Genomic DNA, 23,511 nt, shown 5'->3' on the forward strand with positions numbered 1-23,511 from the left:
GTGTTCAGTCGCTCCCGACCGGCCGTCCACCGCTCTCCGGTGCGAGCATGAAGGCGATGTCGGTTTCATACGCGTTGGGGTCAGGGGTGTGTGGCACGCTCTTGACGTAGATCTCGGCCGTGGTGCCGGTCAGCGGCAGGCCACGGCGGATGGCTTCCTCGGCGATCACGGTGTAGGCCGCGCCCGTCTTTTCGTAGGATCCGACGAACCGCCCGATGAACGCGGGGCTGCCCTCGAAGCGCTGCACCTCGATGCGGCCTGATGGCTGCACGTCGCCGGCCACGGGCACGCAGATGTCGACGGTGCTGGACTCGACCTGACCTCCGGCATGGTGGACGAAGAAACTCGGGGCGCTGACCGGGTAGCCCATGGCCCTGATGTACGTCATGAGCTCCTGCAGGGCCTGTGGGATCACCTCGTAGTGTGGGGGCCGCAGGGTCTCGCGGATGCGGAGAACCTGCTGGGTGGGCAGGTGGTCCACTCGATATTCCATGGTGTTCTCCTTCAGGAGGGTGCTCAGGCTCTGCAGGGCGTCCTGGCGCGCGGTGATTTCCGCGTGCAGCCGGGCCTCGTGCCGCGACAGCACCTCCGTGGCATGGCCTGGACTGTGGATCAGTCGCTGGATATCGCGCAGGGGCAGACCGATGTGCCGCCAGTGGCGGATGCGGATGCCCACGCCGACCTGCTCGATGCCGTACTGCCGGTACCCGGTGGCTCCATCGACCCACCTGGGCGTCAGGAGGCCGATGTCGTCGTAGTACCGCAGGGTCTTGGGCGTCAGACCGGTGAGCAGGGCGAATTGCGAGATCAGCAGGCGTCCTTCCATGCGCCATTCACCGTAGGCCTTCCAGTGCCGGGAAGGTCAAGAGGCAGGTGCAGGCCGAGCTCCTGATCCCAGTCCCGAGCCGTAGCCGTGACCCGGTGCGGGGAGGTGGCCCGACGTTCAATCCGCACAGACGGCAGCGCAGGTCGCGGCGACACCCGCCCGGTGCGACAATCAGCCATGAGACGCGTACAGCTTGTGACGGTGGGGGCGGCGCTGGCCGTGGGCGCATGGTTCCTTTCGACCAGACGCGCGGCGTCGTTCGCCCAGCTGCACCCCGAGTTGCGCTCTCCATTCGTGCGCTTCCGGTCGCCGCCGTTCACGCCGGGCGTCGTGGCGGTCATGGAGGCGATGCGGGCCCGCGCGAAGGCTCCCGCGCTGCCGGACGGGGTGCAGGTCGAGGAGCGCCGCATTCCCGGCCCGCCCGGTGCGCCGGACGTGACGGTGTTCGTGTACCGACCTCCGAACCTTCCGGCTGGGGCGGCGGCGATCCTGAACATTCACGGGGGCGGGTACGTGACGGGTTCGGCCGCGGCGTACCACCCGCAGAGCGCGGCCTACGCGCGGGAACTGGGCGTGCTGGTCGTGGGCGTCGAGTACCGTCTCGCGCCGGGCACGTCGTTCCCCGGCCCGCTGGAGGACTGTTATGCCGCCCTGACGTGGATGGCGCGGGAAGCGGGCGCGCTGGGAATCGATCCGGCCCGCATCGCGCTGGTTGGCGACAGTGCCGGGGGTGGGCTGGCCGCCGCGCTGGCGCAGCTCGCGCACGACCGGGGCGAGGTCACGCCCGCCTTCCAGCTGCTGTACTACCCCATGCTGGACGACCGCACGGCCCTGAGCGCCGATCACGCCGGGCGGGGCGAGTTCATCTGGCGGCCCGCATCGAACGTGCTGGGGTGGACGTCGTACCTGGGTCGCCCACCGCGCATGGACGATGCCCCCGAGTACGCCGCACCTGCCCGCCGCGCCGACCTGACTGGACTGCCGCCCGCGTGGATCGGCGTGGGCACCCTCGACCTGTTCCACGGGGAAGACCGCGCGTACGCCGACCGACTCCGAGCCGCCGGGGTGCCGTGCGAGTACATGGAGGTGCCCGGCGCGTACCACGCCTTCGAGCGTTTCGCGCCGGACTCGGCGGTGGCCCGCACCTTCCGCACCTCCGCCCTGGACGCGCTGCGGCGGGGGCTGGGGCTGGCGTGACCTCGCCGGACTTCGCCCTGACCTTCGAGGACGACTTCAGCGGGCCCGAACTGCACCCCGGGCGCTGGCTGCCGCACTACCTGCCGCAGTGGGCCAGCCGCGAGGCGTCCGCCGCCCGCTACGCCCTGCCGGGCACGGGCCTGCATCTCCAGATCACGGAGGATCAGCCGCCGTGGAATCCTGCCTTCGACGGGGCGCTGCGCGTGTCCAGCGTGCAGACCGGGTGCTCCGCCGGGCCGGTGGGCAGTGCGGTGGGCCAGCACCGCTTCCACCCGGGCCTGCGCGTCACCGAGGCGCAACCCGAGACCTGGCTGTACACCCCGCAGTACGGCCGGCTCGAGGTCGCCCTGCGCGCCGACCTGCCCCCCGGTTACCTGGGCGCGTTCTGGATGATCGGCGTCGAGAGGGAACCGGGACAGTCCGGCGAGATCTGCGTGTGCGAGGTCTTCGGCCACGAACGCGGCCCCGACGCCTTCCGCGTGCACTTCGGCGTGAAACCCATCCACGACCCGGCCCTCACCCTGGACATGCGGGACGCCCTGATCCCCGGCAGTCCTGCCGACCTGCACGTGTACAGCGCCGAGTGGACGCCGCACGACGTCACCTTCCGCGTCGACGGTGGGGTCGTGGGCCGCGTGCCCCAGTCGCCCGCGTACCCCATGCAGCTCATGCTGAACATCTACGAGCTCCCGCACCTGCTGCCCGGCAGCGAGCGGCGCGGCCCCTGGCCGAAGACGCTGGAGGTCGCGTGGGTGCGCGGCTGGCAGCGGGTCACGGCAGAATTCAGAGGGGCCCTGGGGTTTCCAGGGCGCCTCTGAATCGAGCGGAGCGAGTATCTGGAGAAGGCAGCGGTTGGAAGTGGAACCCTGGGGCATCTGTTCAGCCCCGGGGTGGAACTGAACACCGCTGTCACACCGGAATTGCCACCCGCGGCCGGATCGTGACCTCCTCCCGGTGCCGTTCGATCACGAGGCCCACGTCGCTGAGCGTGATGGTGTCCAGCATGGGCCGGTAGTACTGGAGGCGCGCGGCGACGGCCGGCAGGCGGTATGTCCAGTACAGGGCCATCAGCGGGTTGAGCCACAGCTCGCTGCCGTGCGTGCGGCTGGTGGCGTGGTGGTCGCCGTAGTGCCCGTCGATGGCCCCGACGATGCTGCTGTTCACGATGCTGGTGTAGCGCGGCATCATCTGGAACACGGCCTCGCAGGCGTCTCTGTACTTCTGCACGGGCGGCATGTCGGGAGTGAGGCTGAAGGCCCCCAGGTACGCGCCGCTGCGGGCGAGGTCGGCGGTCGCCTCCAGATAGTTGGCGTGGCAGATGCCGTGGAAGCGGTCGATGCCGAAGCCGAGACATGCCAGCAGTGTCTTCGGGCCGCGCAGTTCGTTCACGGCCACCAGGCTGGTGGCGTCCTCGTGCGGGGTGCCCAGGTCGACCTCGTCGCCGCGCATCAGCGAGTCGGTGCCGCCGTCCACGAGGAGGATCGTGTCGATGTTCAGGTGGCGGACAAGCGCCTCGTAGGCGGTCTTCAGGGGCTGGACGCCGACCTTGCGGAACGCATAGACGGTGCTGGGTTCGCCCTGCGTGGCCAGCCAGCGGCTCAGCCAGTATTCGGGGAAATAGTCGCCGGGAGAGACGCTGGAGTCCGGCGTGACCTCGACGACCGCTGGCGCCAGGGCTTTTGGCAGATGAAAGGCGAGGCTGGTGAAGGAGTAGTTCGCCAGGAAGACCTGTTTGCCCTCGGCCCGCAGCGCGAAGTACAGAGGCAGGCCGCAGAACACGTCGAAGCCGCCGCCCATGCCGGCGATCAGCACCCGGCGTGAGTCCTGCACCTCGCGGAAGAATGGCGGATGGAGGGTCTTCACGATGCCTTCATTCTGTCAGACAAGACCGCGATGGGCTGATGCAGATGCCGCGAGTGTCGTGAAGCTGGTGTATGCGTGCGGTCGGAGAACCATTCGGCTCCACGACAGCGCCGCGCCTCTGGCCAGCGGCCAGAAGCGCGGCATCTCACCTTCCCTCAGTTCACGGCGCGGGCGTACTTGAAGGTGTACTTCTTGGCCCAGTTCATCGGCACGTAGGCGAAGCCAGAGTCGCCCCAGCAGTCGCCCCAGGAGTTGCGGATCACCAGGTAGCCGCCGGTCGTCCAGCGCGACTGCGGCAGGTACTGCTTGGTCTCGGCCTCGGTCAGGTAGTCGACCAGGACGACGGCGTGGTTGCTGAATGGTGCCTTGATGTCCGGATCGACGGCCAGGTCGCCCACGAAGCCCGAGGCATCTGGCTGGAGGTAGCGGGAGTCCACGCTGATCACCACGGGTTCCGTCCACGATCCCATCGCGTAGTTCACGATGCGCGTGGCCGCGTCGGCGGCGCTGGAATTCGGGCGGTACCACGCGTCCACCTTCGTCTTCCAGTTCAGCGGCTGCGCGGCGTACAGATTGGTGTTCCCCGCGACGTTCAACACGCCGCAGACATAGAGGCCGAGGAACGTGGTGCACACGACCGGGTATTCGTGGCTGGTGGCGCTGCACCACGTCTGGAACTTGCCGAAGGCCTTGGCGAAGGTCGCGTCGTAGCCGGTGCACACGCCGGCGTAGGTCTGCGCCTGCCCATCGGGTGCGGCGGGCCACTGCCACCCGCCGTTGTAGTACCACGACGTCTCCAGCACCGGGCTGTAGCGGCGGTCGAAGAAGGTCTGGAACGCGGCGATGGTGTCCTCGCCGTCATTGGCGACCTTGCCCAGGATGGCCTTGTCCTGGCCGCGCACGTCGTATTTCAGGAAGGCGGTCGCGGCCTGCTCGCTGAAATTCCAGCGCTTGCCGGTCGCCTGCGCCTTGAGGTCTTCCATGTACGCCGTGATGGCAAACGCCCAGCACGTCCCCCGGTTGCCCTGCGCCTTCACGGCCGTCCAGCGCTGGGCGCTGGGCAGGAAGCCGGCGTAGTGGTACAGGCCGGTGGCGCTCCAGCCCTCGCAGCGGGTCTTGCTGCCGGCGCGGTCGTAGTACCCCTTGCCGAAGATGTTGATCGCGCCCTCCTCCTCGGTGGGGTTGTCGATGGTCTGTCTCGTCAGGCCGGTCAGGGTGCGGCTGGGCGACTTCAGGCTGCTGCCGACGCGCTGCACGGCGGTCTCCAGCCGGGCGCGGGCGGCCTGGAGGTCGCTCAGGGGCGCGGTCGTCAGGCGCTGTGGGTCGGTCAGGCCGTAGGGGCTGAGATCCACGCCGCTGCGCCGGGCGCTGTCCAGCAGGCTGCGGTAGTCGGCGGCGTAGGACGGCCGCTGCACGTCCACGTCGGCCAGGGCGCGGACGGCCGCCACGTACCCGGCGAGTTCGGTGACGGGACGGTTCACGCGCACGGTGCCCAGTGCCCCCTCGCCGGGCATGGGGATGGTGGCCGTGTCGCCGGGCTCGCCGCTCAGGTCGCCCAGACTGGCCAGCAGGGCCGGGGCGGCGCGGCCGATCTCGGTCTTCCAGGCCTGCACCCGGTCGGGCGAGGCGGCGTCGGCCTGGGCCAGTTCCGCCTGTTCCTGTGGGGTCACGAAGCGGAACTGCCCGCTGTCGACCAGATCGGCCAGGGTCGCGGCGTCCACGGTCTGGGCGCCGGTGGGCGGCTTGGCCGTGTCCAGGGCGGGGGCCGCCTGGAGTGTGGCGCGCTGGGCAGCGCTCAGGCCGTCACCCGGAGCGGGCGTGCCGCCGCCCCCGCAGGCGGTCAGGATCAGGGCCAGGGTCAGGACGGCGGCTTGCTGGTGTCTGTGCATCGTTCCCTCCGGACTCCACGGTGCGGTGCGGGGCGTTGCGTGGGCGTTGCGGCCGTGATCTGCGTGCGCCAGGCCCGTCAGGGCGTATCGTCGGCGGTGATGGGCCGGGTAGATTCGGTACTGGAGGACGTCTGCAGATCGCCAGGACATCCCCTGGAGACGCGGCTGCGGGGATGGATGCAGGCGTCCCGCACCTTCACTGCCTTCGTGGAGGCCAACGCCAGCAAGGTGCGACGCAAGCTGCGGGTCACGGATCCGGCCGCGCTGGCCGATGTGGACACTGAACTCGCGGTGGCGGCGTGGCTGCTGCGTGAGCGGCGCTGGACGCTCGTGTATGAACCGCTCGCGGCGTCCGGTGGGCGCGGGCCGGATGTCCGGGTGGCCGCCCCGGACGGCAGCGGGGCCTTCTTTGTGGAGGTCACGCGCCTGCGGGGGGGCGCCGTCCCCCTGACGCTGGCGCGGAGTCTCGCGGACAAAGTCGGACAGCTCCCGGCCGGCGCGGTCACTGTGCTGGCGGCCGTACTGCCGCCCGGCGTGGAGGGGCCGGAGATGCTGTCTCAGGCCCTGAGACTGCTCGAACAGGCCGTCCACACGACAGGGGAGACGCCGGGCAGTCTGGACGGCCGGGCCTTCGCGCGCGGCCGCCATCGCCTGGGGGCGGTGCTGGTGGGCTCACTGGACGCGGCGGGCACCCTTCACACCACGCTCCATCCACTGTCCGGTGCCCGGCACCCCCTGCCCCCGGAGACGGCGCGGCGGCTGCGGGCGCTGGGATGATCGGTCAGGCCACCGTGCGCTTCAGGAATCCCCGGACGACCGCCAGGAACTCGCCCGGCTGTTCCACGAAGGGCATGTGGCCGCTGTGCTCGAAGATGTGCAGTTCGCCGGCGGGGGCACGGTCGGCCACCACCACACTCGCCTCGGGCGGACAGGTGCGGTCGTGCCGTCCGGCGAGGATCAGCAGCGGCTGCGTCACCGCGCCCAGGCGCTCCTCGACCTCGATGCCGCCGTAGCCGGCCACGCTGAAGGCACGCAGCACGTCCGGCGCGTAGCGGGGATGCATCGCGCAGGTGTGTGCCTCATACTCCGCGATCCGGGCATCCAGGGGATCGCCGAAGTGCCACGGCATCTGCTCGTGCATCACGCGGGCGAAGTCGGCCTCGGTGGTCACGTTCGCCTCGTCCGCCCACGAGGCCCGCACCTGTTCGCGCAGTTCCAGCGGCTCGAAGCTCTCCAGCTTCGCGGGAATGGCGTCCAGCCAGCGCGACGAGCCCACGCCGCAGCACGCGATGGTCGCCGCCGCTGCTCCGGGGAAGTCCGCCGCGTGCTGGAGGGCCACGAAGGCCCCGTACGAGTGCCCGAACACCGTGTACCGTGGGGCTTGCAGGGCAGCGGCCACGCGGGACACGTCCGCTGCCATCTGCGCCAGTGTCCAGGTGTCCTGCGGCGCGTCCCGGTCGCTCTGTCCCTGGGCCCGCTGATCCAGTATCACAAGCCGCACTGTGTCGGCCAGCGGATCGAGGTACGTGCCGAACTCGGTGTGATCCAGGCCGGGGCCGCCGTGCAGCACGATCAGCGGCGGGAGGGCCGGGTCGCCGACCACGCGGGCGTGCAGGCGGGTGTCACCGACATCCAGCATCCGGAATTCAGCAGCGGGCATGGGGCAGGGTAGCGCCCACCCTGGCCATCAACGGTACGCGGCGATCCGCTCGGTCAGGAACGCGAAGAAGCCGTCGGCATCCATGTCGGTCATCACGTCGGCGTTTACAGGCTGGCCGGTCACGTTCCACACGTCGGCCACGGTGCGCCCGTGGCTGGGGCCGCCGCTGGTGTCGATCTGCACGGGCATGGGCCGGGTACGGAACAGCTCCGGGCGCAGCAGCCACGCGACCGTCAGGGGATCGTGCAGCGCGCCTCCGTCCCAGCCGTAGCGTTCCCGGTGGTGCTCCGCGAAGAATTCCAGCAGCACGGCCACGAACTCGCCCACCGGGGTGCCCAGGTCGCGGAAGGCCTGCACGCGCGCCGGGTGTGCGATCGCCTGGTGGGAGGCGTTCAGGCCGATCATGGTGAGGGGTACGCCGCTGGTGAAGACGATGTGCGCGGCGTGCGGATCGGCCAGGGCATTGAACTCGGCGGCGGGCGTCCAGTTGCCGGTGTCGGTGCTGCCGCCCATCCACACGATCCGCGCGATGTTCCCGGCGATGTCCGGCGCGAGCCGCAGCGCGAGCGCGATGTTCGTCAGGGGGCCGGTGGGCACCAGCGTCACGGGCCGCGGCTGCGTGCGGACGGTGCGCACGATGAAGTCCACCGCGTGCTCCGCCTCCACGCCGCGGGTCGGCGTGGGCAGGTGCGGGCCGTCCAGGCCGCTCGCACCGTGAACGGCCTCGGCAGAGATGCGGGGATCGACGAGGGGACGATCGGCCCCGGCGTGAACCGGCACGTTCGAGCGGGCCAGTTCCCGCGTGATCAGCATGTTGCGGGTCGTTCTGGGCAGTCCCACGTTGCCGAAGACCGTGGTCAGGCCGAGGACGTTCAGCTCGGGACTGGCCAGTGCGAGCAGGACATTTACCACATCGTCGTGACCGGGGTCGCCGTCCAGGATGACGGGGTGGGGGGTGGACGCCAGGGACATGTCCGCCATTCTCGCACCCGGCCGATGGCGTGATCCGGATCGTCGAAAAAACGCAAGTGCATATGACCTCCGGTTGATAAACCCAGGGTAAGATTGGTGCCATCTCTGTCAGGATTCCAGGCGTACACTCTGGACATGAAGGGCCTGCGCGAATTCATTGACTGGCTCCGGGAAGCGCTCCAGGGCACTCCCGAACCGCGGCTGGTCCCGATCCCCGTGCGCGTGCGTGACCGGCGCTAGGGGCTGAACATCCACCTCTCCCACCCACCCGTGACCGGGTGGGTGTTTCCTGGCGTGGGCAGAGCGTGAGCTGATCCCCGGAGGCCCGCCCGGACGACGCGCTATGCTCTGCGTCGTGCCGGACGGCGAGGGGATGAAGGAACTCAGGCGGCTGACGGCAGACCGGCCGGTGGCCGAGCGCACCGGGATCGAGCGTGCCTACGAATTCGCACGGCAGGCCCATGCCGGCGTCAGGCGCCGCAGCGGTGAGCCGTACATCACCCACCCGGTCGCGGTCGCGGTCATCCTGGCGGGGCTGGGCATGGACACCGACTCCCTGATGGCCGGACTGCTCCACGACACGGTCGAGGACGTCGAGCACGTCACCTTCGAGGCCATCGAGGAGCAGTTCGGGCCGGACGTGCGCCGCATCGTCGAGGGCGAGACCAAGGTCAGCAAGCTCTCCAAGCAGGGCTCCCAGGCCGCCGAGGTCAGCGACGCCGGGCGCGATCTCCAGGCCGAGAACCTGCGCCAGATGCTGGTCGCCATGACCGACGACATCCGCATCATCGTGGTCAAGCTGGCGGATCGGCTGCACAACATGCGCACGCTGGGCGCGATGAAACCCGAGAAACAGGTGCGCATCGCCCGGGAGACCATGGAGGTCTTCGCGCCGCTGGCGCACCGGCTCGGGATCGGGCAGATCAAGTGGGAACTGGAGGATCTGAGCTTTCAGTACCTGTATCCCACCGAATACGAGTTCCTGCGCGGCCGCCTGCGCACGAAGCAGGAGGAGCGCCAGGCGCTGATCGACCGGGCGGTCACACAGCTGAACGAGGCGCTGATCGACGACCTGGAGCTGCCCGAGTGGGTGCTCGACATCGACATCGCGGGGCGCAGCAAGCACCTGTGGAGCATCCACACCAAGATGCAGCGCGAGGGCAAGGGCCTGGAGCAGATCTTCGACCTGCTGGCGATCCGCGTGATCCTCACGCCCAGGGATCTGGTCGTGCCGCCCGGCACCGACGAGAAGCGCCGTGAACGCGCCGAGGAGACGCGCGAGAAGCGCATCTGCTACCACACGGTCAGCATCGTGCACTCGATCTGGACGCCGCTGCCGGGGCGTTTCAAGGACTACATCGCGGTGCCCAAGCCCAACGGCTACCAGTCGCTGCACACCACTGTGATCTCACAGAGCGGCCAGCCGATCGAGGTGCAGATCCGCTCGCGGCGCATGCACGAGGTCGCCGAGTACGGCATCGCCGCGCACTGGATGTACAAGCAGGGCTCGCAGCTTGCACAGAAGGACCGTGAGAACTGGATCGCGCAGCTGCGCGAACTCCAGAACGAGATCAACGACGCGTCGGATTACATGGACGCCGTGAAGTCCGACATCCTGTCGCAGCGTGTGCGCGTGTTCACGCCCAAGGGCCTGGCGATCAGCCTGCCGCTGGGATCCACGCCGGTCGATTTCGCGTACCACATCCACTCCCGCATCGGCGAGACCACCGTGGGGGCGCGGGTGAACGGCAGCATCGTGCCGCTGTCGCACCGGCTGGGCAACGGCGACATGGTCGAGATCGTGACCAGCAAGAACGGGCACCCCAGCAAGGACTGGCTGAATTTCACGGTGACGCGCAGCGCCCGCACCAAGATCCGCCACCACTTCCGCACCCAGGAACGCACCGAGGCGCTCAAGAAGGGCCACGACATGCTGGAGCGTCACCTGCGCAAGCGGCAGCTCGCGGTGCGCCAGCTGATGCGCACCAAGCTGCTGGAGGAAGCGGCGCAGAAGCTGCTCGGCACGCGCAATCCCGACGACCTGTACTTCGCCCTGAGCGCGGGGAAGATCATGCCCGCCACGGTCGGCCGGGTGCTGTCGCCCAGCCTGGCCCGCGAGCAGGGCGTGCCCAGTCCGCGCAAGGCCCCCGCCCCGCGCGCCCCCGATACCGGCGGCGTGTATGTCGAGGGCTTCACCACCACCACCAAGCTCAGCAACTGCTGCTCCCCGATCCGGGGCGACCAGATCATGGGCTACCTGACACGTGGGCGGGGCGTCAGCGTGCACCGCATCGACTGCCCGAACATGATCCGGCTCCTCAAGGACGAGCCTGAGCGCTGTGTGGCCGCCTCCTGGGACGCCGAGACCCCCGGCAGCACCCTGGTCGATGTGGACGTGACCGGCCCGGATCGCTCGGGCCTGCTGGCCGATGTGCTCGGTGTCCTCAGCGCCGAGAAGCGCAGCCCTCTGAAGGTCGAGGCGCGGGTGGGGGTCGACAAGGTCGCGCACATCCTGCTGCGCCTTGCCGTGACCGGCAACGCCGACCTGGCCTCCGTGCGTACGGCCCTGCTGCGCGTGGACGGCGTGACCGACATGGTGCGCCTGGGCCGGGACGGCCGTGCCCGCAGCGGCAGCGGGGCGAAGGCGTGAGCGTCACCCTGCTGCCGGATCTGGGCGACCTGCTGCGGCTGCACCCGCAGTACAACGCGGGAACCGTTGTGGAACTGCTGCGCCATCTGGGCGTGCGGGCGGTGTGGTGGGCGACCTCGGACGACCCGGATCACCCGCTGCGGGACGCACTTCCCGTTGCTGGAATCGACGTTCACGGGCTCGCTCTCCCGGACTGGGCGTGGGCCGATGCCGAGCACGCCCAGCTGATCGAGTTCCTGAACCAGTACCCGCAGGGCCGCGAGCGGCTGCGCGACGCCGGGCAGGCCGAACGGGAGTTCGCGGCGCTGCTCACGGCGCCCCTGACCGCCCCGCAGGTGCTGAGCCCGGCCACCCTGGCCGCGGCCGCCACCTACCACGACCGTGTCCGCGCCGCGCTGGACGAGGGGCCGGGCACGCGCTGGCGGGAGCGGCGGCTGGAGGCACTCGCCACGACCCTGGAGGGACTGCAGGGCGTGGTGCTGGTTCCGCTGGATGACCTTCCCGGTCTGGTGCCGCGACTCCCCGGCGCGGCCCTGCCCGACGTGGCGACCTTCGTGCCCGGCGAGATCAGCCGCCTGCGGGCCCTGGCCGACCGCGCGTGGTCGCTGGGCGAGGACGACGACCTGAACGCCCTGCTGGCCGCGCTGGCCCGCGAGACCGGCGACCGCGTGACCCCCAGGGCCGAACTGGATGCCGCTGCCGCCAGCATCTACCTCGCCGTGGGTGACCTGAATGCCGCCCGTGAACTGCTGGAACGCGCCGCCCACGGCCTCACCGACGAGGTGCCGCGCAGCCTGGCGGGGCTCACGCTGGCGCGGCTGGGTCAGGTGCGCGACGCCCTGGGCGACCGCGAACTGGCTCAGCGCACGTACCGCGCCGTGCTGGCCCTGTCCCATGCCCCCCAGGTGGCCCGTGATGCCGCCGAAAACGGGCTGCGCGAGCCATTCGTGCTCGATCTGGACGACCCGTCGCGTCCCTGACCGCTCCGGTCACGTGATCCGCTCGACCCACTCGGCCCGCACGTCCAGGGTCTGCGCGTGCAGAAGATGCGGTTCGCCCGTCAGGGTCACGCCCAGGCGGTCGGCCAGGGTGTTCTCGCGGATCACGGCCTCGGCGCGGCGCAGGGGCCACGCCGTGTGGTGGATGCGGCCCCGGTACACGTGTCCGGCGGGATCGGCGGAATACAGGTACAGGCGGTTGGTCAGCCAGTCCTCCAGGCTGCCGGAGGCCACGCTCAGGGGGTCACCGACCGGCCGGTATGCCCCGGCAAACCGGCCCTCGGGCGCGTTCCGGTGCGTGCGCAGACTTGCGTAGCGGGTGATGCTGTTCTCTGTCGTGGCCCACATCCGCGCGTCGAAGTAGGGCAGATGGAACAGGGCGCGGGCCAGCCGCACGGCCACGGGACTGGCGGCGTCCAGCGAATAGAACCACACGCCGCCGACGCCGCCTGCCGTCACGTACGTCCGCAGGTTCAGCTCGGGAAAGGCGCTCAATCCGGGGACGTCCGGCACGCCACGGGGCGCGACCCCGGTCATGGTGAAGGGCACCACGCCCAGCCACGCCTGGCCGCCGCGCGTATCGAGCGTCAGCCCCCGCGGCAGGGTCGGTGCCAGCAGCTCGGCACGCACCGGCCAGTGCATGAAGCACAGATCACGCCACGTCATGCGCAGCACCCAGGGGCGGTCGGTCATGGCTGCAGCGTACCGGCTGGCCTGAAGGTTCGGGCACAGATGGACACTTCGTGCCGGTCTGGTCAATGTTGCGTGAACGGCGTTCGTAGCGGGGCGCACACGTTCGGCCACAGTCCCCCCCCTACGCTCGGGGAGCTTGATCCGGCCCTGGGAAGGGCCGCAAGGAGACTGCCATGATGAGCAACGACCAGGTACAGGACAGACTGAACAAACTGCTGGGCACCCTCCGCGACGGCGAGAAGGGCTTTGCCGACGCCGCCGAGCATGCCACCGATCCGCAGCTCAAGTCCCTGTTCACCGAGCGCAGCGGGCAGCGGGCCACCCTGGCGACGGAGATCGAGCAGCACGTCACGCGCCTGGGCGACACCCCCCGCGAGGGCGGCAGCGTCGGTGCGGCCCTTCACCGCACGTGGCTGAACGTCCGCGACGCCGTGACCGGACGCGACGACTACGCCGTGGTGGCCGAGGCCGAGCGCGGTGAGGACGTCGCCATCCAGAACTATCAGGATGTGCTGGACGACGCGGAGCTCCCGGCGGACGTGCGCAGCGTTGTCGAGGCCCAGTACGCCAAGGTCAAGGCCAGCCACGACCAGATCCGTGATCTGAAGCGGGGCATGAAGGCCGACTGACCGGCGGGCATCAGGGCGGCGGGCCGGGTGTATCCCGGCCCGCCGCCCTGATGGGCTGTCCTGATCGTGGGGGGGCGCTCTACTCGCGCTTGCGGCGGCGCAGGCGCTCCAGGGCGGACTCCAGGCTGACCCGCATGCGTTCCAGGGCCTGGGCCAGGTCGCCGATCTCGTCGTTCCGGTCGATGGTGACCGGGCGCGAGAGGTCGCCCATACTGATCGCGTCGGCGGATTTGACGAGCTGCTCGATGGGCAGCACCACCGCGCGTGCGGCGCGGTTGGCCAGGTACGCCGCGATCGCCAGACTGAACAGCGAGGTCAAGATGACCAGCAGGATGGTGTTGCGCAGGTTCGCCCGGAACGCCTCGTTGCGCAGGCCGATGGTGACGCGGTGGATCAGCGCTCCCTTCTCGGCCGCGACCGGAAGGGCCGTCGGCTGCCCGATGTCGTTCTCGACCACCGACAGGCGCGTGACGACGTAGGACGCCCCGGCCAGCTTCATGGTGCCGCCCGCGGGGTGGGCCGTGGTCCACTGCGCCACCTCCCTGTTCCAGCCGTCGTTCTGGGCCGCGTCCTTGGAACGCAGGTAGCTCACCCCGCCCGGTTTCTCGATGCGTACGAAGGCCACGTTCGGGTCTTTGAGGGCGGTGTCGAGCTGCATATACGCGATGCTCTCGCTGCCGGTGGGCAGGGTGGTGCCCAGCGTGGCGGCCAGCGTGCGGGCCTGATCCTGCACGACCTGGTTCTGCATGCGGGGCAGCAGGGCGCTCAGCAGCAGCAGGGTCACGGCGGCGGCCAGCGCCAGGGGCAGCAGCGTGGCGAGTTGCAGGCGCCGCGACAGGGGGACACGGGTGCCGCCGACCGCCACGCTGCCACGGTCGTCGGGCGCGACGGGCAGCACGACCGGCACGACCTCCTCGGCGCGCGGCTCGGGCACGCTGGCGGCCTCGTGCATGGTCAGGGCGCCGGTGAAGTCCGACCACACGTCCTCCTCGGGGACAGGCGCCCGGACGCTGCCCAGATCGCCCGGGGCCGCTGCGGTCAGCCGGCCGAAGGGACTGGGCGTGGGTTCCAGCGCCAGCACATCTGCCGTGGTGGCGTGCATGGCCCCTGTGGGTGCGGCGCCCGACGACGACCGGACGGGCTCCGGAGCGGCGAAGACCGCCGTCTGGGCGGCCGCCGGCATGGAGGGCAGCGGGGTGACCGGCGCAGTCATGGAGGCCGGGGCACTCGGCCAGGTCGGGCTGGCACCGCCGAAGGCGCCCTCGGCCAGCAGGGCACGGGACGACGCCAGGACGACATCGTCGGCAACCGGGGGCCGGGACACCGGGGCCACGTCACCCACGGCCTGGAACGGCTCGCTGAGCATCGTGGTCTCGTCGCGCACACTCTCCAGGCTGACATCGGCCCCGACGGCCTCGAAGAGGCCGAGCAGCAGTTCGGCGCGGGCACGGCTGGTGGGTTTCATCAGGCGACCGGTGCGCCGTGAGGCCAGACGGGCGGCCTGCTCGGGTGCGAGGCCGAAGCGTTCGGTCAGCTGCTGTTCGAGGTGCTCCCGGGCCGAGTCGCCCACGGCCTGCCTGATCACGACGGTGTACTTCATGTGGGTCTCCCTGAGTCTGGTGTGCCGGAGGGCCGTGTGGTGCCGCAGGGCGCGGCGGAGCGTGGGGTGCGTTCGCGGTGACCCGGCGTCATGCCATGCCCCGTTCCCGCAGCTGGCGGACGAAGAGCTGGGCGCGGTCCGGCGGGAGCTGTGCGGCCAGTGACGCGAGCAGCGCACTCAGGGTCACCGGGTGACCCAGGTCATCCAGCACCTCGTCCACCATGACGGACGCCAGCGGGCCCACCGCGGCCGCGAGACACTGCGTGACGACCCGCGCCGTGGCGTCCTCCACCTGCTGTTCGCGCCGGACGGCCTGGCCCACCCAGCGGTGCGCCTCGTCCACGCGGGCCTGCACGTCCGCCAGGGTGGTGTGGGCCAGACGGGCCACGTCGCCGGCCTGGCGGGTGCCGTCCACGTGGTGCATGACCTTCCACACGCGGTAGGGCATGGGGGTGGTGTCGCTCAGGCCGTCGGGCCACGTCAGGGGGGTCACAGGGTCTCCAGTCCGGCTGCCGTCCATTCCGGGCGTGCCCGCAGTTCCATGAGGGGCAGGTCGTTCAGGCGCACGCCGAGTCGGGACAGGGTGCCGCGCAGGGCGGCCAGCAGCGCAGGCCGGATCTGCTGCAGCGACAGTTCCGGATCCACGAACAGGTGGCCGCCGCGCAGGACGATCTCCTGGGCGAAGGGATCCAGGCAGTCGTAGGTGCTGCACAGCCGGGTGCAGACCTCCCGCCATGTGGTCTCCAGCGGCACCGACCGGTTGACGGTGACCAGCAGCGCCTGCCAGAACCCGGCGAGTTGCGCGGCGCTGATCTCGCTGTACGGGGTGATCGTCAGGCAGGCCGTACCTGGCGGCGGCACGGTACCGGCCTGGATCTGGCCGGCTTCCCAGTAGCTGCTGTGTCCGCCGCCCAGCACGACTCCCGTGAACATGTCCCGCTGGAGGCCCTCCTGCACGCCGGGCCAGGGCTCGGCGAGCGGCTGGGGGGTGCTGGAGCGGCTCGACCACAGGAGCTGCACCACGCGGGGCTCCTGGACGGTCAGGCTGACGTGGGCGCGGGGCAGGGCCAGCGTGGCGGTGGCCCACGTGACCTCCTGCCCACCCCACGTGAAGCCGCCCAGCAGCTCGCCACGCAGCCACACGAACCGCGCCCAGCGGCCGTCCTGACGGGCATCGAAGATGCCGCTCAGGCCCTGGCCCTGCCGCACGGCGAGGTCAATGGTGATGTCAGTCCATGGATAGTGGTCGGTGCTCAGGCCCAGATAGACGGCCTGATCCTCGGGAGCCGGAAGAGGTTCGGTGGTGGCGGGCAGCGTGTCGGGTGGGGTCATGAACGTCCAGTCGCTCGGATGAGGCAGCGTGATCGCAGGGTCGTGAGGTGGAGTCACCCGGAGGAAACGCCGTCATGACACCGCGGCGCGTCTTACGGGCAGCTTACATCTGTGAGAAACGTCACGCCCCGGTCACGCGGATGCGTGCCGGGGCGTCAGGATGGTGCCGGGACTCAGCCCAGTTCGGCCAGCAGGGCCTCGACCCTGGGGCGCAGGTCACCGCGCTGCTGCGGTGCCCCCAGTTGGTGCAGGCCGCCGTGGTACGCGTCGGGATCGCCGAACAGGCGCGACAGGGCCTCGAACTCACGCTGGCTGCGCAGGCTGGCGTCGTCGCGGAACATGTTGACGTACTGATCCTGGAAGGCCCAGTCGGACAGCTGGCCGTCCAGATACGCGCGCATCAGGCGGCGGTAGGGCTCCACGCCGCCGTCTGTGGCGACCGTCGCCACGCCGGCACGGGCCGGCACGTGCGCCGTGAAGACCGGGGCCAGCACCTCGGGGGTGATGTCCCAGTTGTTGACCTCGAACTGGGGCTGGCCGTCCTGGAACAGGATCAGCTGCGGGCTGTGGTGCGTGATGCCGGTCAGCTCGGCCACGTGGTTGCTCGCGGGCCGCCAGTCCACCACGCGGATGAAGCCCACGGGCAGGTCGTGCTTCTGGAGGAAGGTCTCCAGCACCCCAAAGCCCTGCATGGTCTTGTGGCACGTCCCGGCCTTGAACACGGCGGCCAGCGGGTAGTCCTTCAGGAAGGTGTCCACGGCCTCGGGGGTGGTCAGGGGCACGAGCACCTGGGCCGGCGTCGCGGCGTCGCTGTGGGTGTCCTGGGTCTGGGTCATGACCACAGCATACGCTCCGCTTTAGAAAACGAAGTGAGGCGGGGCACAAGTCATCTGGACGCCCAGAGCTCAGTCCAGTGCCCACACCTGCACCTTCAGGTGCGCCGCGCCGGGGTAGTCCTCGCCTGCGCCCAGACGCTCACGGAGCCGGCCGGCGCGGCCGGCCTGGGCCAGCCCCGCGCGGCACGAGCGCTCGAAGGCCGCCGCGTCCACCCCGGCGTGGTTCAGCAGGGCCAGCACCCGGCCGCCCGGCGCGGTCACGGCCGCCGCCGATGCCATCAGGCCGGGATAGTCCCGCTCGGCCCGCCACACGCCGTCCTTACTGCGCGAGAAGCCCGGCGGGTCGAGCACCACCACGTCGAACACGTCGCCGCGCCGGTGCAGCCGGGTCAGCCACCCGAACACGTCGCCGTACAGAAAATCGGTGTCTGGGGCCTCCAGGTCGCTCAGGGCGTAGTTCTCCTGGCCCCACGCGAGCACCTTGCGCGACAGATCCACGTTCTTCACGGTACGTGCCCCGCCCAGGGCCGCCGCCACGCCGAAGCCGCAGGTGTACGCGAAGGTGTTCAGCACGCGCTGCGGGGCGTTCGCACGCAGCCAGGCCCGCGCCGGCCGGGCGTCCGTGAACAGCCCCACGCTCAGGTCGGCCCCCGGCCGGATCACGAAGGGCACGCCGCCTTCCAGCGCGGTGACCTCGGGGCGGGGGTCGCCCCAGATGGGATCGGGCGGCGACAGGTGCTCGCGGGCCACGTTGGCGAGATGCCGGGCCTCGGGCGGGCGGCGCTTCACATACACGCCGGCCAGTCCAGCGGCGCGGGCACAGTCGGCCGCCAGCCGCTGTTCCTCGGCGGGCGGCAGCGGGGCGTACAGGTTCAGGATGCCGGCGTCCCCGGCCACGTCCAGCGCGTATACGCCGCCGGTCTCGGTGGTATGTACCGCGCGGTAAATGGTCGTGCCGCCGGCCGGCAGGTGGGCACGGCGGGCGGTGGGCGGGGCCGGATCAGTCAGGGGCGTGGCCACTCAGGGCCGGCCGCCCAGCAGCCACCACACCCCGGCGGTGGCGAGCGCCGTGACCATCCAGAAGCGCATGACGACGTGGGTCTCGGGCCACCCGACGTCCGGATGCTCGAAGTGGTGCTGGATGGGCGACATCTTGAACACCCGCTTGCCGCGCGTGCGGAACGAGATCACCTGGATGACCACGCTGAGCACCGCGATCACCGGCATGATCGCCGCGATGGGCAGCAGCCACACGTCGGCATACAGGATGTACGCCCCGGCCGCGACCGCCCCGATGGCGTGACTGCCCATGTCGCCCATGAACACCCGCGCCGGATGGGCGTTGAACCACAAAAAACCCAGCAGCGCCCCCGTGAGCAGCGCCGCCGCCGGCGACAGCGCGAACATCGGCAGCAGCACGATGATCGCGATGCCGCCCAGCAGGCCGTCCAGTCCGTCGGCGAAGTTGAAGGCGTTCACGGAGCCGACCATCACGAAGGTCAGCAGCGCCACGTCGCCCCAGAAGCCCAGGCCCGGCAGCAGTTCGTGCGAGGCAAGCGGCGCGGCGACGTACGCGAACACCAGCGCCACGATGATCTGCATTGGGAACTTCTCGCGGGCCAGCAGTTCCTTCTTGCCGCCCACCATGCGCGAGCGTACCTTCAGCAGGTCGTCGATCCCGCCGATCACGCCCATGGCCAGGGCCGCCAGCATGATGACCAGTTCGCGCGTCCCGCCCGCGTGTCCGGTCAGGTACAGCGGAAAGAACACCGCGGTCATGGCCAGCACGAAGGGCACGCCGCCGGCGGTGGGGGTGCCCTCCTTGTGCTGGTGCGCGGGGCCGTCCACGCGGATCGGCTGGCCCCAGCCCCGCGCCTTGCTCACCCGGATGAACAGGCCCACCAGGAACCACGACAGCAGCGCGACGATGACCGTCATGGCCGGAACCTCGGGAAGTCAGGAAGCGTCATCTCAAGCGGCGAGGTTAGCACGGGCCACGCCGCCCGGTTCCGCTCAGTTCGCCAGATAGCGGATGAAGTCGCGCATGGCGTTCACGCAGGCATCTGCCCCGGTGGTGGCGGAACTGCCGGTGATGGTGCGCAGGATGCCGCGGTCACTCAGGTACAGCTGCGACACGCGGTAGGTCGCGCCCGCCTGCACGTAGTCGTAGGCGGCGAGCACGCCCCAGTTGCCGGCCCGGTCGACCGGCTGCGTGACCACCGCGTCCACGCGCGCGTCGAGCGACGTCTGGAGCTTCAGCGCGAAGGTGCGGGCGTCCTCGGGGGAACGGAAGGTCGGGAAGGCCTGGCCGTAGCGCTCCTCGCGCATCACGCACTTGCCGGTCGAGTCTGTCCAGATGTTCGCGTCTCCGTTGACCGGCACCCAGCCGGGCATGGGCACGATCAGGGCGTGGGCACTGCCGGGAAGTGTCACGGCGCCGGCCCAGGCAAGGGCACGCACCCACTGGAAGACGCTGGAGCGGAACATACGTGACCCACGCTACCAGAGGCTTTCTGACAATCCTCCGGCCCGTCTCATATCGGCCTCCGGAACCCGGGGTCAGCGGCCGGCCACCACGCGGGCGTCGAGCGTGGCCCGCACCGCCGGCCACTCGCCGTGCAGCACGCTGAACATCACCGAGTCCCGCGCGTAGCCGTCGGGACGAAGCTGGTATTGCCGCAGGGTACCCTCCTGCACTGCGCCGAGCTTGTGCATGGCCCGCCGCGAGCGCTCGTTGCGGGCATCGACCTTGAACTGCACGCGGTTCGCGCCGAGCACCTCGAAGGCGCGGGTCATCAGCAGGCGTTTGGCATCGGGATTCACGCCCACGCCCCGTGCGGCGGGCAGCAGCATGGTGCCGATCTCGACCCAGCGGTCGGCGGGCCGGACCTCGCTGAACGAGATCCGGCCGACCGCCACGCCGCCCACCAGCACGGCCCAGTTCACGCGGGCGGGCAGGGCGTTCAGGCGCGCGACATACCCGGCCCACCCGGCGGGCGTGTTCGCGTCCGGGCCGCCTCGCGACAGGAAGCGCACGGTGTCGTCGTCCGCCCCGGCAGCCAGGTCGGCGGCATGGTTCTCGGTCAGGGCCTCCAGGGTGACGGTGTGGCCAGACAGGGTCGGGGCCAGGAGCCACTCGGCGTCAGGCAGGGCGTCGGTCATGCCGTCAGTGTAGAAGTGTCGAGCGCTCATCCCCGGTGATACGGCTCCCCGGCCGTGATGGTCGATGCCCGGTACAGCGCCTCGGCCAGCACCACCATCGCCAGGTCGTGCGGCAGGGTCAGCTGCCCCAGACTCCACAGCGCCGCCGCCCCGGTGCGCAGGTCGTCAGTGTGGCCGTCGGGGCCACCCACCGCGAAGGCCAGTTCGCCGTCGCCTCCCACGGCGCGGCCCTCCAGAAAGGCGGCCAGCCCCTCGGACGTGAACTGCTGCCCACGCGGATCGAGCAGGATCAGGGGGGCACGCCCCGCCGCCCGGCGCACGGCCTCACTCTCCAGCGCCTGGGTCTTGCCGGCCACGCGGGTGACCTGAACCTTGTGGTAGCGCCGCAGCCGCTTCTCGTACTCGTCCCAGCCCGCACGGGCATACGCGAGTTTCGGTTCTCCGACAGTGATCAGGTGCAGCCGCACGCCGGGCAGCCTATCCGAATTGCACTGGCCCGCTACACTGTGCGGCATGAGGGACAGCGGGCCGGCGGCAGGTGCGCCGTGAACTACGCGGCGACACTGGCCGTGCTGGTCGTGCTGGCCTTCTGCTTTCCGCTGTCGGTGCGGCTGGGCGCGCAGGTGGGCGTGCCGGAGGCCGTCAGCGTGTCGGTGCTGGGGGCGCTGCTGACCTTTGCGGCGGCGACGTTTCTGGTGCGCTGGCAGGTGGGGCGCTACCGGCGCACCATGGAGCGGCTGGAGGCGGCGCGGGCGCAGGTTCGCGCCGATCCGCAGAACCCACGTGCGTATTTTGTGGGGGGCGAGCATCTGGGCGCACTGCTGCTCCGGCTCGACCGCAGACGGGAGGCTTCAGAGGTGATTGATCGCTACGCCCGGCTGGGCGGCGCGAGGGAATCCGAGATCGTGGCATTACGTGAGGCGCTGGCCAGGGCGCAGCGGCGGCAGCGCCGCGCGCAGGGGAGGGAAGCATGAGGGCCTACAAGGGCGTCGTGGAAAATGGGGTGGTGGTCGTGGTGGGCGCCCGGCTGCCGGAAGGCACCATCGTGACCGTCACGGTCGGCGAGGGCGAACTGTTGCGGGCCCGGATCGCCGGGGTGCTGCGCGGCCCGCGCAAGGTCAGGATCCGCCTGAAGCCCACGCCTGGCCTGGCCCTCGGAGCACACACGCCGGGACATGACTGACACAGGGCATGACTGACACCGCAGGCACTCCGGAACCGCGCGTGTGGCTGGTGCCGACCCCGGTGGGCAACCTGGGCGACATCACCCTGCGGGCCGTCGAGGTGTTGCGGAACGCGGACGCCGTCGCATGCGAGGACACCCGCCGCAGCGGCGCCCTGCTGACGCACCTGGGGATCCGCCGGCCGCTGGTGCGGCTCGACGCACACACCATGAACCGCGCGGCGGCGGTGCTGGAGCAGCACCCCCGGCTCGCGTACGTCTCGGATGCCGGCACGCCCGGCATCAGCGATCCCGGCGCGGAACTGGTCGCGGCGGCGCTGGCCGCCGGTATCCCGGTCGAGGTGCTGCCTGGCGCGACCGCCTTCGTCCCGGCGCTGGTGCTCTCGGGCCTGCCCACCGGACGGTTCACCTTCGAGGGCTTCCTGCCCCGCTCGGGCCGCGAGCGCAAGGAGCGGCTCGCGGCGGTCGCGGCGCGCGCCGAGACCAGCATCGTGTACGAGAGCCCCCACCGGCTGGGCGCCACGCTGCGGGATCTGGCCGGGGCCTGCGGTTCGCAGAGGCCCGCGAGCGTGACCCGCGAACTGAGCAAGAAGTTCGAGGAGACCGCGCGGGGCACCCTGGACGAGCTGGCGGCACGGTTCGCCGCCGACGTCAGAGGGGAGATCGTGATCGTCGTGGGCGGACAGACCGCGCCCCCCGAGGCGACCGGCCCTGACACGCACCACGCCGAGGCGGCGGCGCTGGCTGCCGGCGGGCACTCCGTTCGGGATATACGTGATCTGCTGGTCGCGCGGGGTTTGCGTAAGAATGACGCATATGCCCTGGCCCTGCAGGTCACCGGCGCGGCCACCCCGGAGGATTCGACGGCCTAGGGGTCGGTGCCGGGACGCCTGTGGGCCACGGCCGAACCCCGCCCACCCCAACGGAGACGCTTCATGACCGAACCCACCCCCACCCACCACTCCAACCCTGCCGGTATCAAGCGCGTCGCCGTCCTCACCAGCGGTGGCGACGCTCCCGGCATGAATGCGGCCATCCGGGCCGTCGTCCGCACCGCGACCTTCGAGGGCATCGAGGTCGTCGGCGTCCGCCGGGGCTTCTCCGGGCTGCACCGGGGCGAACTGCACCTGCTCGGTGCCCGCGACGTCGCCAACACCATCCAGCGCGGCGGCACCATCCTGCTCACGGCGCGCAGTCACACGTGGCGCACGCCGGAGGGGCGTGAGCGCGGCGCGCGTCACCTGCGCGAGTGGAACGTGGACGGCCTGATCGTGATCGGTGGCGACGGCAGCTTCCACGGCGGGCATTTCCTCCAGCAGGAGCACGGCGTGCCCGTGATCGGCGTGCCCGGCACCATCGACAACGACCTGTACGGCACCGACCACACCATCGGCTACTTCACGGCGGTCGAGACCGCCCTGGACGCCGTGGACAAGCTGCGTGACACCGGGGCCAGCCACGAGCGCATCTTCGTGATCGAGGTCATGGGCCGCCACGCCGGGCACATCGCCCTGGACGTCGCGGTGGCCGGCGGCGCCGAGGAGGTCTTCATCCCTGAAGATGGCAAACCCGTGTCGGACGCGATCGCCGCCGTCAAGGACTCGGTCGCCAAGGGCAAGCTCGGCAGCATCATCATCGTGGCCGAGGGCTACCCCGGCGGCGCGCAGGCCGTCGCGGACGCCATCCAGGCCGAGACCGGCTACGAGACCCGCGTCAGCATCCTGGGCCACATCCAGCGCGGCGGCAGCCCCGTCAGCTCCGACCGCATCCTCGCCAGCCGTCTGGGCGAGGCGTCTGTGTACGCGCTGATGGAGGGCCGCAGCAACGTCATGGTGGGGCGCGGCGCGGGCGGCATCACGTACACACCGCTGCAGGAGACCTGGGAAAAGCGCAAGGACGTCAGCCGCGACCTGTACCGCTGCGCGAAGACGCTGAGCGTGTAGCGGCGCGGCCGGTGGCCGACCGAAGAAGGCAGAAGGCGGGATTCCCCGGGCCTTCTGCCTTCTTCCTTGAGCCTCCTG

Annotated in this window: 25 protein-coding genes; 10 read left to right on the plus strand and 15 right to left on the minus strand. The window is 70.6% G+C overall.

Going from position 1 to position 23,511, the window contains the following annotated elements; genetic code table 11:
• Nucleotides 1–4: 4 nt before the first annotated feature.
• A complete protein-coding gene (locus U2P90_RS08095; RefSeq protein ID WP_322474515.1) occupies nucleotides 5–826 on the minus strand; it encodes a MerR family transcriptional regulator in 822 nt (273 codons plus the stop codon).
• A gap of 177 nt (nucleotides 827–1,003) precedes the next feature.
• Between U2P90_RS08095 and U2P90_RS08100 the strand changes: the two genes are divergently transcribed.
• Together U2P90_RS08100 and U2P90_RS08105 are read left to right on the plus strand one after the other, a co-directional pair.
• Complete coding sequence (locus tag U2P90_RS08100; protein WP_322474516.1) at nucleotides 1,004–2,023, plus strand: alpha/beta hydrolase; 1,020 nt, start codon at nucleotides 1,004–1,006, stop codon at nucleotides 2,021–2,023.
• Complete coding sequence (locus tag U2P90_RS08105; protein ID WP_322474517.1) at nucleotides 2,020–2,841, plus strand: glycoside hydrolase family 16 protein; 822 nt, start codon at nucleotides 2,020–2,022, stop codon at nucleotides 2,839–2,841. The genes U2P90_RS08100 and U2P90_RS08105 overlap by 4 nt, the downstream gene beginning before the upstream one ends.
• A 91-nt stretch (nucleotides 2,842–2,932) precedes the next feature.
• Here the strand turns inward: U2P90_RS08105 and U2P90_RS08110 are convergent, their stop codons facing one another.
• Together U2P90_RS08110 and U2P90_RS08115 are read right to left on the minus strand one after the other, a co-directional pair.
• On the minus strand, nucleotides 2,933–3,886 hold the full coding sequence (locus U2P90_RS08110; protein ID WP_322474518.1) for a DUF1152 domain-containing protein: 954 nt from the start codon (nucleotides 3,884–3,886) through the stop codon (nucleotides 2,933–2,935).
• A 155-nt stretch (nucleotides 3,887–4,041) separates the two neighbouring features.
• Nucleotides 4,042–5,775: a C1 family peptidase gene (locus U2P90_RS08115; protein WP_322474519.1), complete on the minus strand. Its 1,734-nt coding sequence runs from the start codon at nucleotides 5,773–5,775 to the stop codon at nucleotides 4,042–4,044.
• 177 nt (nucleotides 5,776–5,952) lie between these two features.
• Here U2P90_RS08115 and U2P90_RS08120 point away from each other — a divergent pair, with 177 nt between their 5' ends.
• Nucleotides 5,953–6,552: a hypothetical protein gene (locus U2P90_RS08120; RefSeq protein WP_322474520.1), complete on the plus strand. Its 600-nt coding sequence runs from the start codon at nucleotides 5,953–5,955 to the stop codon at nucleotides 6,550–6,552.
• A 4-nt stretch (nucleotides 6,553–6,556) separates the two neighbouring features.
• Here U2P90_RS08120 and U2P90_RS08125 read toward each other — a convergent pair whose 3' ends face one another.
• Together U2P90_RS08125 and U2P90_RS08130 are read right to left on the minus strand one after the other, a co-directional pair.
• On the minus strand, nucleotides 6,557–7,435 hold the full coding sequence (locus tag U2P90_RS08125) for an alpha/beta fold hydrolase (RefSeq protein ID WP_322474521.1): 879 nt from the start codon (nucleotides 7,433–7,435) through the stop codon (nucleotides 6,557–6,559).
• A 27-nt stretch (nucleotides 7,436–7,462) separates the two neighbouring features.
• On the minus strand, nucleotides 7,463–8,407 hold the full coding sequence (locus U2P90_RS08130) for a nucleoside hydrolase (RefSeq protein WP_322474522.1): 945 nt from the start codon (nucleotides 8,405–8,407) through the stop codon (nucleotides 7,463–7,465).
• A gap of 373 nt (nucleotides 8,408–8,780) precedes the next feature.
• On the opposite strand from U2P90_RS08130, the gene U2P90_RS08135 reads away from it, so the two are divergent.
• Nucleotides 8,781–11,057: a RelA/SpoT family protein gene (locus U2P90_RS08135; RefSeq protein ID WP_295816658.1), complete on the plus strand. Its 2,277-nt coding sequence runs from the start codon at nucleotides 8,781–8,783 to the stop codon at nucleotides 11,055–11,057.
• A complete protein-coding gene (locus U2P90_RS08140; RefSeq protein ID WP_322474523.1) occupies nucleotides 11,054–12,037 on the plus strand; it encodes a hypothetical protein in 984 nt (327 codons plus the stop codon). The genes U2P90_RS08135 and U2P90_RS08140 overlap by 4 nt, the downstream gene beginning before the upstream one ends.
• A 9-nt stretch (nucleotides 12,038–12,046) precedes the next feature.
• Here U2P90_RS08140 and U2P90_RS08145 read toward each other — a convergent pair whose 3' ends face one another.
• A complete protein-coding gene (locus tag U2P90_RS08145; protein ID WP_322474524.1) occupies nucleotides 12,047–12,748 on the minus strand; it encodes a YqjF family protein in 702 nt (233 codons plus the stop codon).
• 173 nt (nucleotides 12,749–12,921) lie between these two features.
• Between U2P90_RS08145 and U2P90_RS08150 the strand changes: the two genes are divergently transcribed.
• Nucleotides 12,922–13,377 carry a PA2169 family four-helix-bundle protein gene (locus U2P90_RS08150; RefSeq protein ID WP_322474525.1) on the plus strand — a complete coding sequence of 152 codons (456 nt, stop codon included), beginning with the start codon at nucleotides 12,922–12,924 and terminating at the stop codon, nucleotides 13,375–13,377.
• 79 nt (nucleotides 13,378–13,456) lie between these two features.
• On the opposite strand, the gene U2P90_RS08155 is transcribed toward U2P90_RS08150, so the two are convergent.
• The 9 genes from U2P90_RS08155 to U2P90_RS08195 form a co-directional block, all read right to left on the minus strand.
• The gene (locus U2P90_RS08155; protein ID WP_322474526.1) at nucleotides 13,457–14,977 is read right to left on the minus strand and encodes a HAMP domain-containing protein; all 1,521 of its coding nucleotides are present in this window, start codon (nucleotides 14,975–14,977) and stop codon (nucleotides 13,457–13,459) included.
• Nucleotides 14,978–15,065: 88 nt separating this feature from the next.
• On the minus strand, nucleotides 15,066–15,470 hold the full coding sequence (locus U2P90_RS08160; RefSeq protein ID WP_295816629.1) for a hypothetical protein: 405 nt from the start codon (nucleotides 15,468–15,470) through the stop codon (nucleotides 15,066–15,068).
• Nucleotides 15,467–16,309 carry a hypothetical protein gene (locus U2P90_RS08165; protein WP_295816627.1) on the minus strand — a complete coding sequence of 281 codons (843 nt, stop codon included), beginning with the start codon at nucleotides 16,307–16,309 and terminating at the stop codon, nucleotides 15,467–15,469. Before U2P90_RS08165 ends, U2P90_RS08160 begins: the two co-directional genes overlap by 4 nt.
• 173 nt (nucleotides 16,310–16,482) lie before the next feature.
• The gene (locus U2P90_RS08170) at nucleotides 16,483–17,145 is read right to left on the minus strand and encodes a monothiol bacilliredoxin BrxC family protein (protein ID WP_295816625.1); all 663 of its coding nucleotides are present in this window, start codon (nucleotides 17,143–17,145) and stop codon (nucleotides 16,483–16,485) included.
• A gap of 69 nt (nucleotides 17,146–17,214) precedes the next feature.
• Nucleotides 17,215–18,165 carry a class I SAM-dependent rRNA methyltransferase gene (locus U2P90_RS08175; RefSeq protein ID WP_322474527.1) on the minus strand — a complete coding sequence of 317 codons (951 nt, stop codon included), beginning with the start codon at nucleotides 18,163–18,165 and terminating at the stop codon, nucleotides 17,215–17,217.
• Nucleotides 18,166–19,083 (minus strand): phospho-N-acetylmuramoyl-pentapeptide-transferase, encoded by a 918-nt coding sequence (locus U2P90_RS08180; RefSeq protein WP_322474528.1) that lies wholly within the window; start codon nucleotides 19,081–19,083, stop codon nucleotides 18,166–18,168.
• Nucleotides 19,084–19,158: 75 nt separating this feature from the next.
• The gene (locus U2P90_RS08185; RefSeq protein ID WP_322474529.1) at nucleotides 19,159–19,632 is read right to left on the minus strand and encodes a hypothetical protein; all 474 of its coding nucleotides are present in this window, start codon (nucleotides 19,630–19,632) and stop codon (nucleotides 19,159–19,161) included.
• Between the two features lie 72 nt (nucleotides 19,633–19,704).
• Nucleotides 19,705–20,307 carry a GNAT family N-acetyltransferase gene (locus tag U2P90_RS08190; protein WP_322474530.1) on the minus strand — a complete coding sequence of 201 codons (603 nt, stop codon included), beginning with the start codon at nucleotides 20,305–20,307 and terminating at the stop codon, nucleotides 19,705–19,707.
• Nucleotides 20,308–20,333: 26 nt separating this feature from the next.
• Entirely contained in the window at nucleotides 20,334–20,774 is a 441-nt protein-coding gene (locus tag U2P90_RS08195; protein WP_322474531.1) for a 23S rRNA (pseudouridine(1915)-N(3))-methyltransferase RlmH, read from the minus strand.
• 78 nt (nucleotides 20,775–20,852) lie between these two features.
• Here U2P90_RS08195 and U2P90_RS08200 point away from each other — a divergent pair, with 78 nt between their 5' ends.
• The 4 genes from U2P90_RS08200 (at nucleotide 20,853) to pfkA (ending at nucleotide 23,433) form a co-directional block, all read left to right on the plus strand.
• Entirely contained in the window at nucleotides 20,853–21,281 is a 429-nt protein-coding gene (locus U2P90_RS08200) for a hypothetical protein (RefSeq protein ID WP_295816616.1), read from the plus strand.
• Nucleotides 21,278–21,490 (plus strand): hypothetical protein, encoded by a 213-nt coding sequence (locus U2P90_RS08205; protein ID WP_295816614.1) that lies wholly within the window; start codon nucleotides 21,278–21,280, stop codon nucleotides 21,488–21,490. Before U2P90_RS08200 ends, U2P90_RS08205 begins: the two co-directional genes overlap by 4 nt.
• Nucleotides 21,491–21,498: 8 nt before the next feature.
• Complete coding sequence (gene rsmI, locus U2P90_RS08210) at nucleotides 21,499–22,362, plus strand: 16S rRNA (cytidine(1402)-2'-O)-methyltransferase (protein ID WP_322474532.1); 864 nt, start codon at nucleotides 21,499–21,501, stop codon at nucleotides 22,360–22,362.
• Between the two features lie 63 nt (nucleotides 22,363–22,425).
• Nucleotides 22,426–23,433, plus strand: coding sequence for a 6-phosphofructokinase (gene pfkA / locus U2P90_RS08215; RefSeq protein WP_295816610.1), 1,008 nt, complete (start codon nucleotides 22,426–22,428; stop codon nucleotides 23,431–23,433).
• The last annotated feature ends 78 nt before the right edge of the window (nucleotides 23,434–23,511 follow it).

Source organism: Deinococcus sp. AB2017081 (genome assembly GCF_034440735.1).
GTDB classification, from domain to species: Bacteria; Deinococcota; Deinococci; order Deinococcales; family Deinococcaceae; genus Deinococcus; species Deinococcus rufus.

Excerpts from the sequence above, each read along its gene's own strand:
- U2P90_RS08095 (WP_322474515.1), bottom strand. The coding sequence starts at position 826 with ATGGAAGGACGCCTGCTGATCTCGCAATTCGCCCTGCTCACCGGTCTG.
- U2P90_RS08100 (WP_322474516.1), top strand. The coding sequence starts at position 1,004 with ATGAGACGCGTACAGCTTGTGACGGTGGGGGCGGCGCTGGCCGTGGGC.
- U2P90_RS08115 (WP_322474519.1), bottom strand. The coding sequence starts at position 5,775 with ATGCACAGACACCAGCAAGCCGCCGTCCTGACCCTGGCCCTGATCCTG.
- U2P90_RS08120 (WP_322474520.1), top strand. The coding sequence starts at position 5,953 with ATGCAGGCGTCCCGCACCTTCACTGCCTTCGTGGAGGCCAACGCCAGC.
- U2P90_RS08125 (WP_322474521.1), bottom strand. The coding sequence starts at position 7,435 with ATGCCCGCTGCTGAATTCCGGATGCTGGATGTCGGTGACACCCGCCTG.
- U2P90_RS08130 (WP_322474522.1), bottom strand. The coding sequence starts at position 8,407 with ATGTCCCTGGCGTCCACCCCCCACCCCGTCATCCTGGACGGCGACCCC.
- U2P90_RS08135 (WP_295816658.1), top strand. The coding sequence starts at position 8,781 with ATGAAGGAACTCAGGCGGCTGACGGCAGACCGGCCGGTGGCCGAGCGC.
- U2P90_RS08145 (WP_322474524.1), bottom strand. The coding sequence starts at position 12,748 with ATGACCGACCGCCCCTGGGTGCTGCGCATGACGTGGCGTGATCTGTGC.
- U2P90_RS08150 (WP_322474525.1), top strand. The coding sequence starts at position 12,922 with ATGATGAGCAACGACCAGGTACAGGACAGACTGAACAAACTGCTGGGC.
- U2P90_RS08155 (WP_322474526.1), bottom strand. The coding sequence starts at position 14,977 with ATGAAGTACACCGTCGTGATCAGGCAGGCCGTGGGCGACTCGGCCCGG.
- U2P90_RS08165 (WP_295816627.1), bottom strand. The coding sequence starts at position 16,309 with ATGACCCCACCCGACACGCTGCCCGCCACCACCGAACCTCTTCCGGCT.
- U2P90_RS08170 (WP_295816625.1), bottom strand. The coding sequence starts at position 17,145 with ATGACCCAGACCCAGGACACCCACAGCGACGCCGCGACGCCGGCCCAG.
- U2P90_RS08180 (WP_322474528.1), bottom strand. The coding sequence starts at position 19,083 with ATGACGGTCATCGTCGCGCTGCTGTCGTGGTTCCTGGTGGGCCTGTTC.
- U2P90_RS08185 (WP_322474529.1), bottom strand. The coding sequence starts at position 19,632 with ATGTTCCGCTCCAGCGTCTTCCAGTGGGTGCGTGCCCTTGCCTGGGCC.
- U2P90_RS08190 (WP_322474530.1), bottom strand. The coding sequence starts at position 20,307 with ATGACCGACGCCCTGCCTGACGCCGAGTGGCTCCTGGCCCCGACCCTG.
- U2P90_RS08205 (WP_295816614.1), top strand. The coding sequence starts at position 21,278 with ATGAGGGCCTACAAGGGCGTCGTGGAAAATGGGGTGGTGGTCGTGGTG.
- rsmI (WP_322474532.1), top strand. The coding sequence starts at position 21,499 with ATGACTGACACCGCAGGCACTCCGGAACCGCGCGTGTGGCTGGTGCCG.
- pfkA (WP_295816610.1), top strand. The coding sequence starts at position 22,426 with ATGACCGAACCCACCCCCACCCACCACTCCAACCCTGCCGGTATCAAG.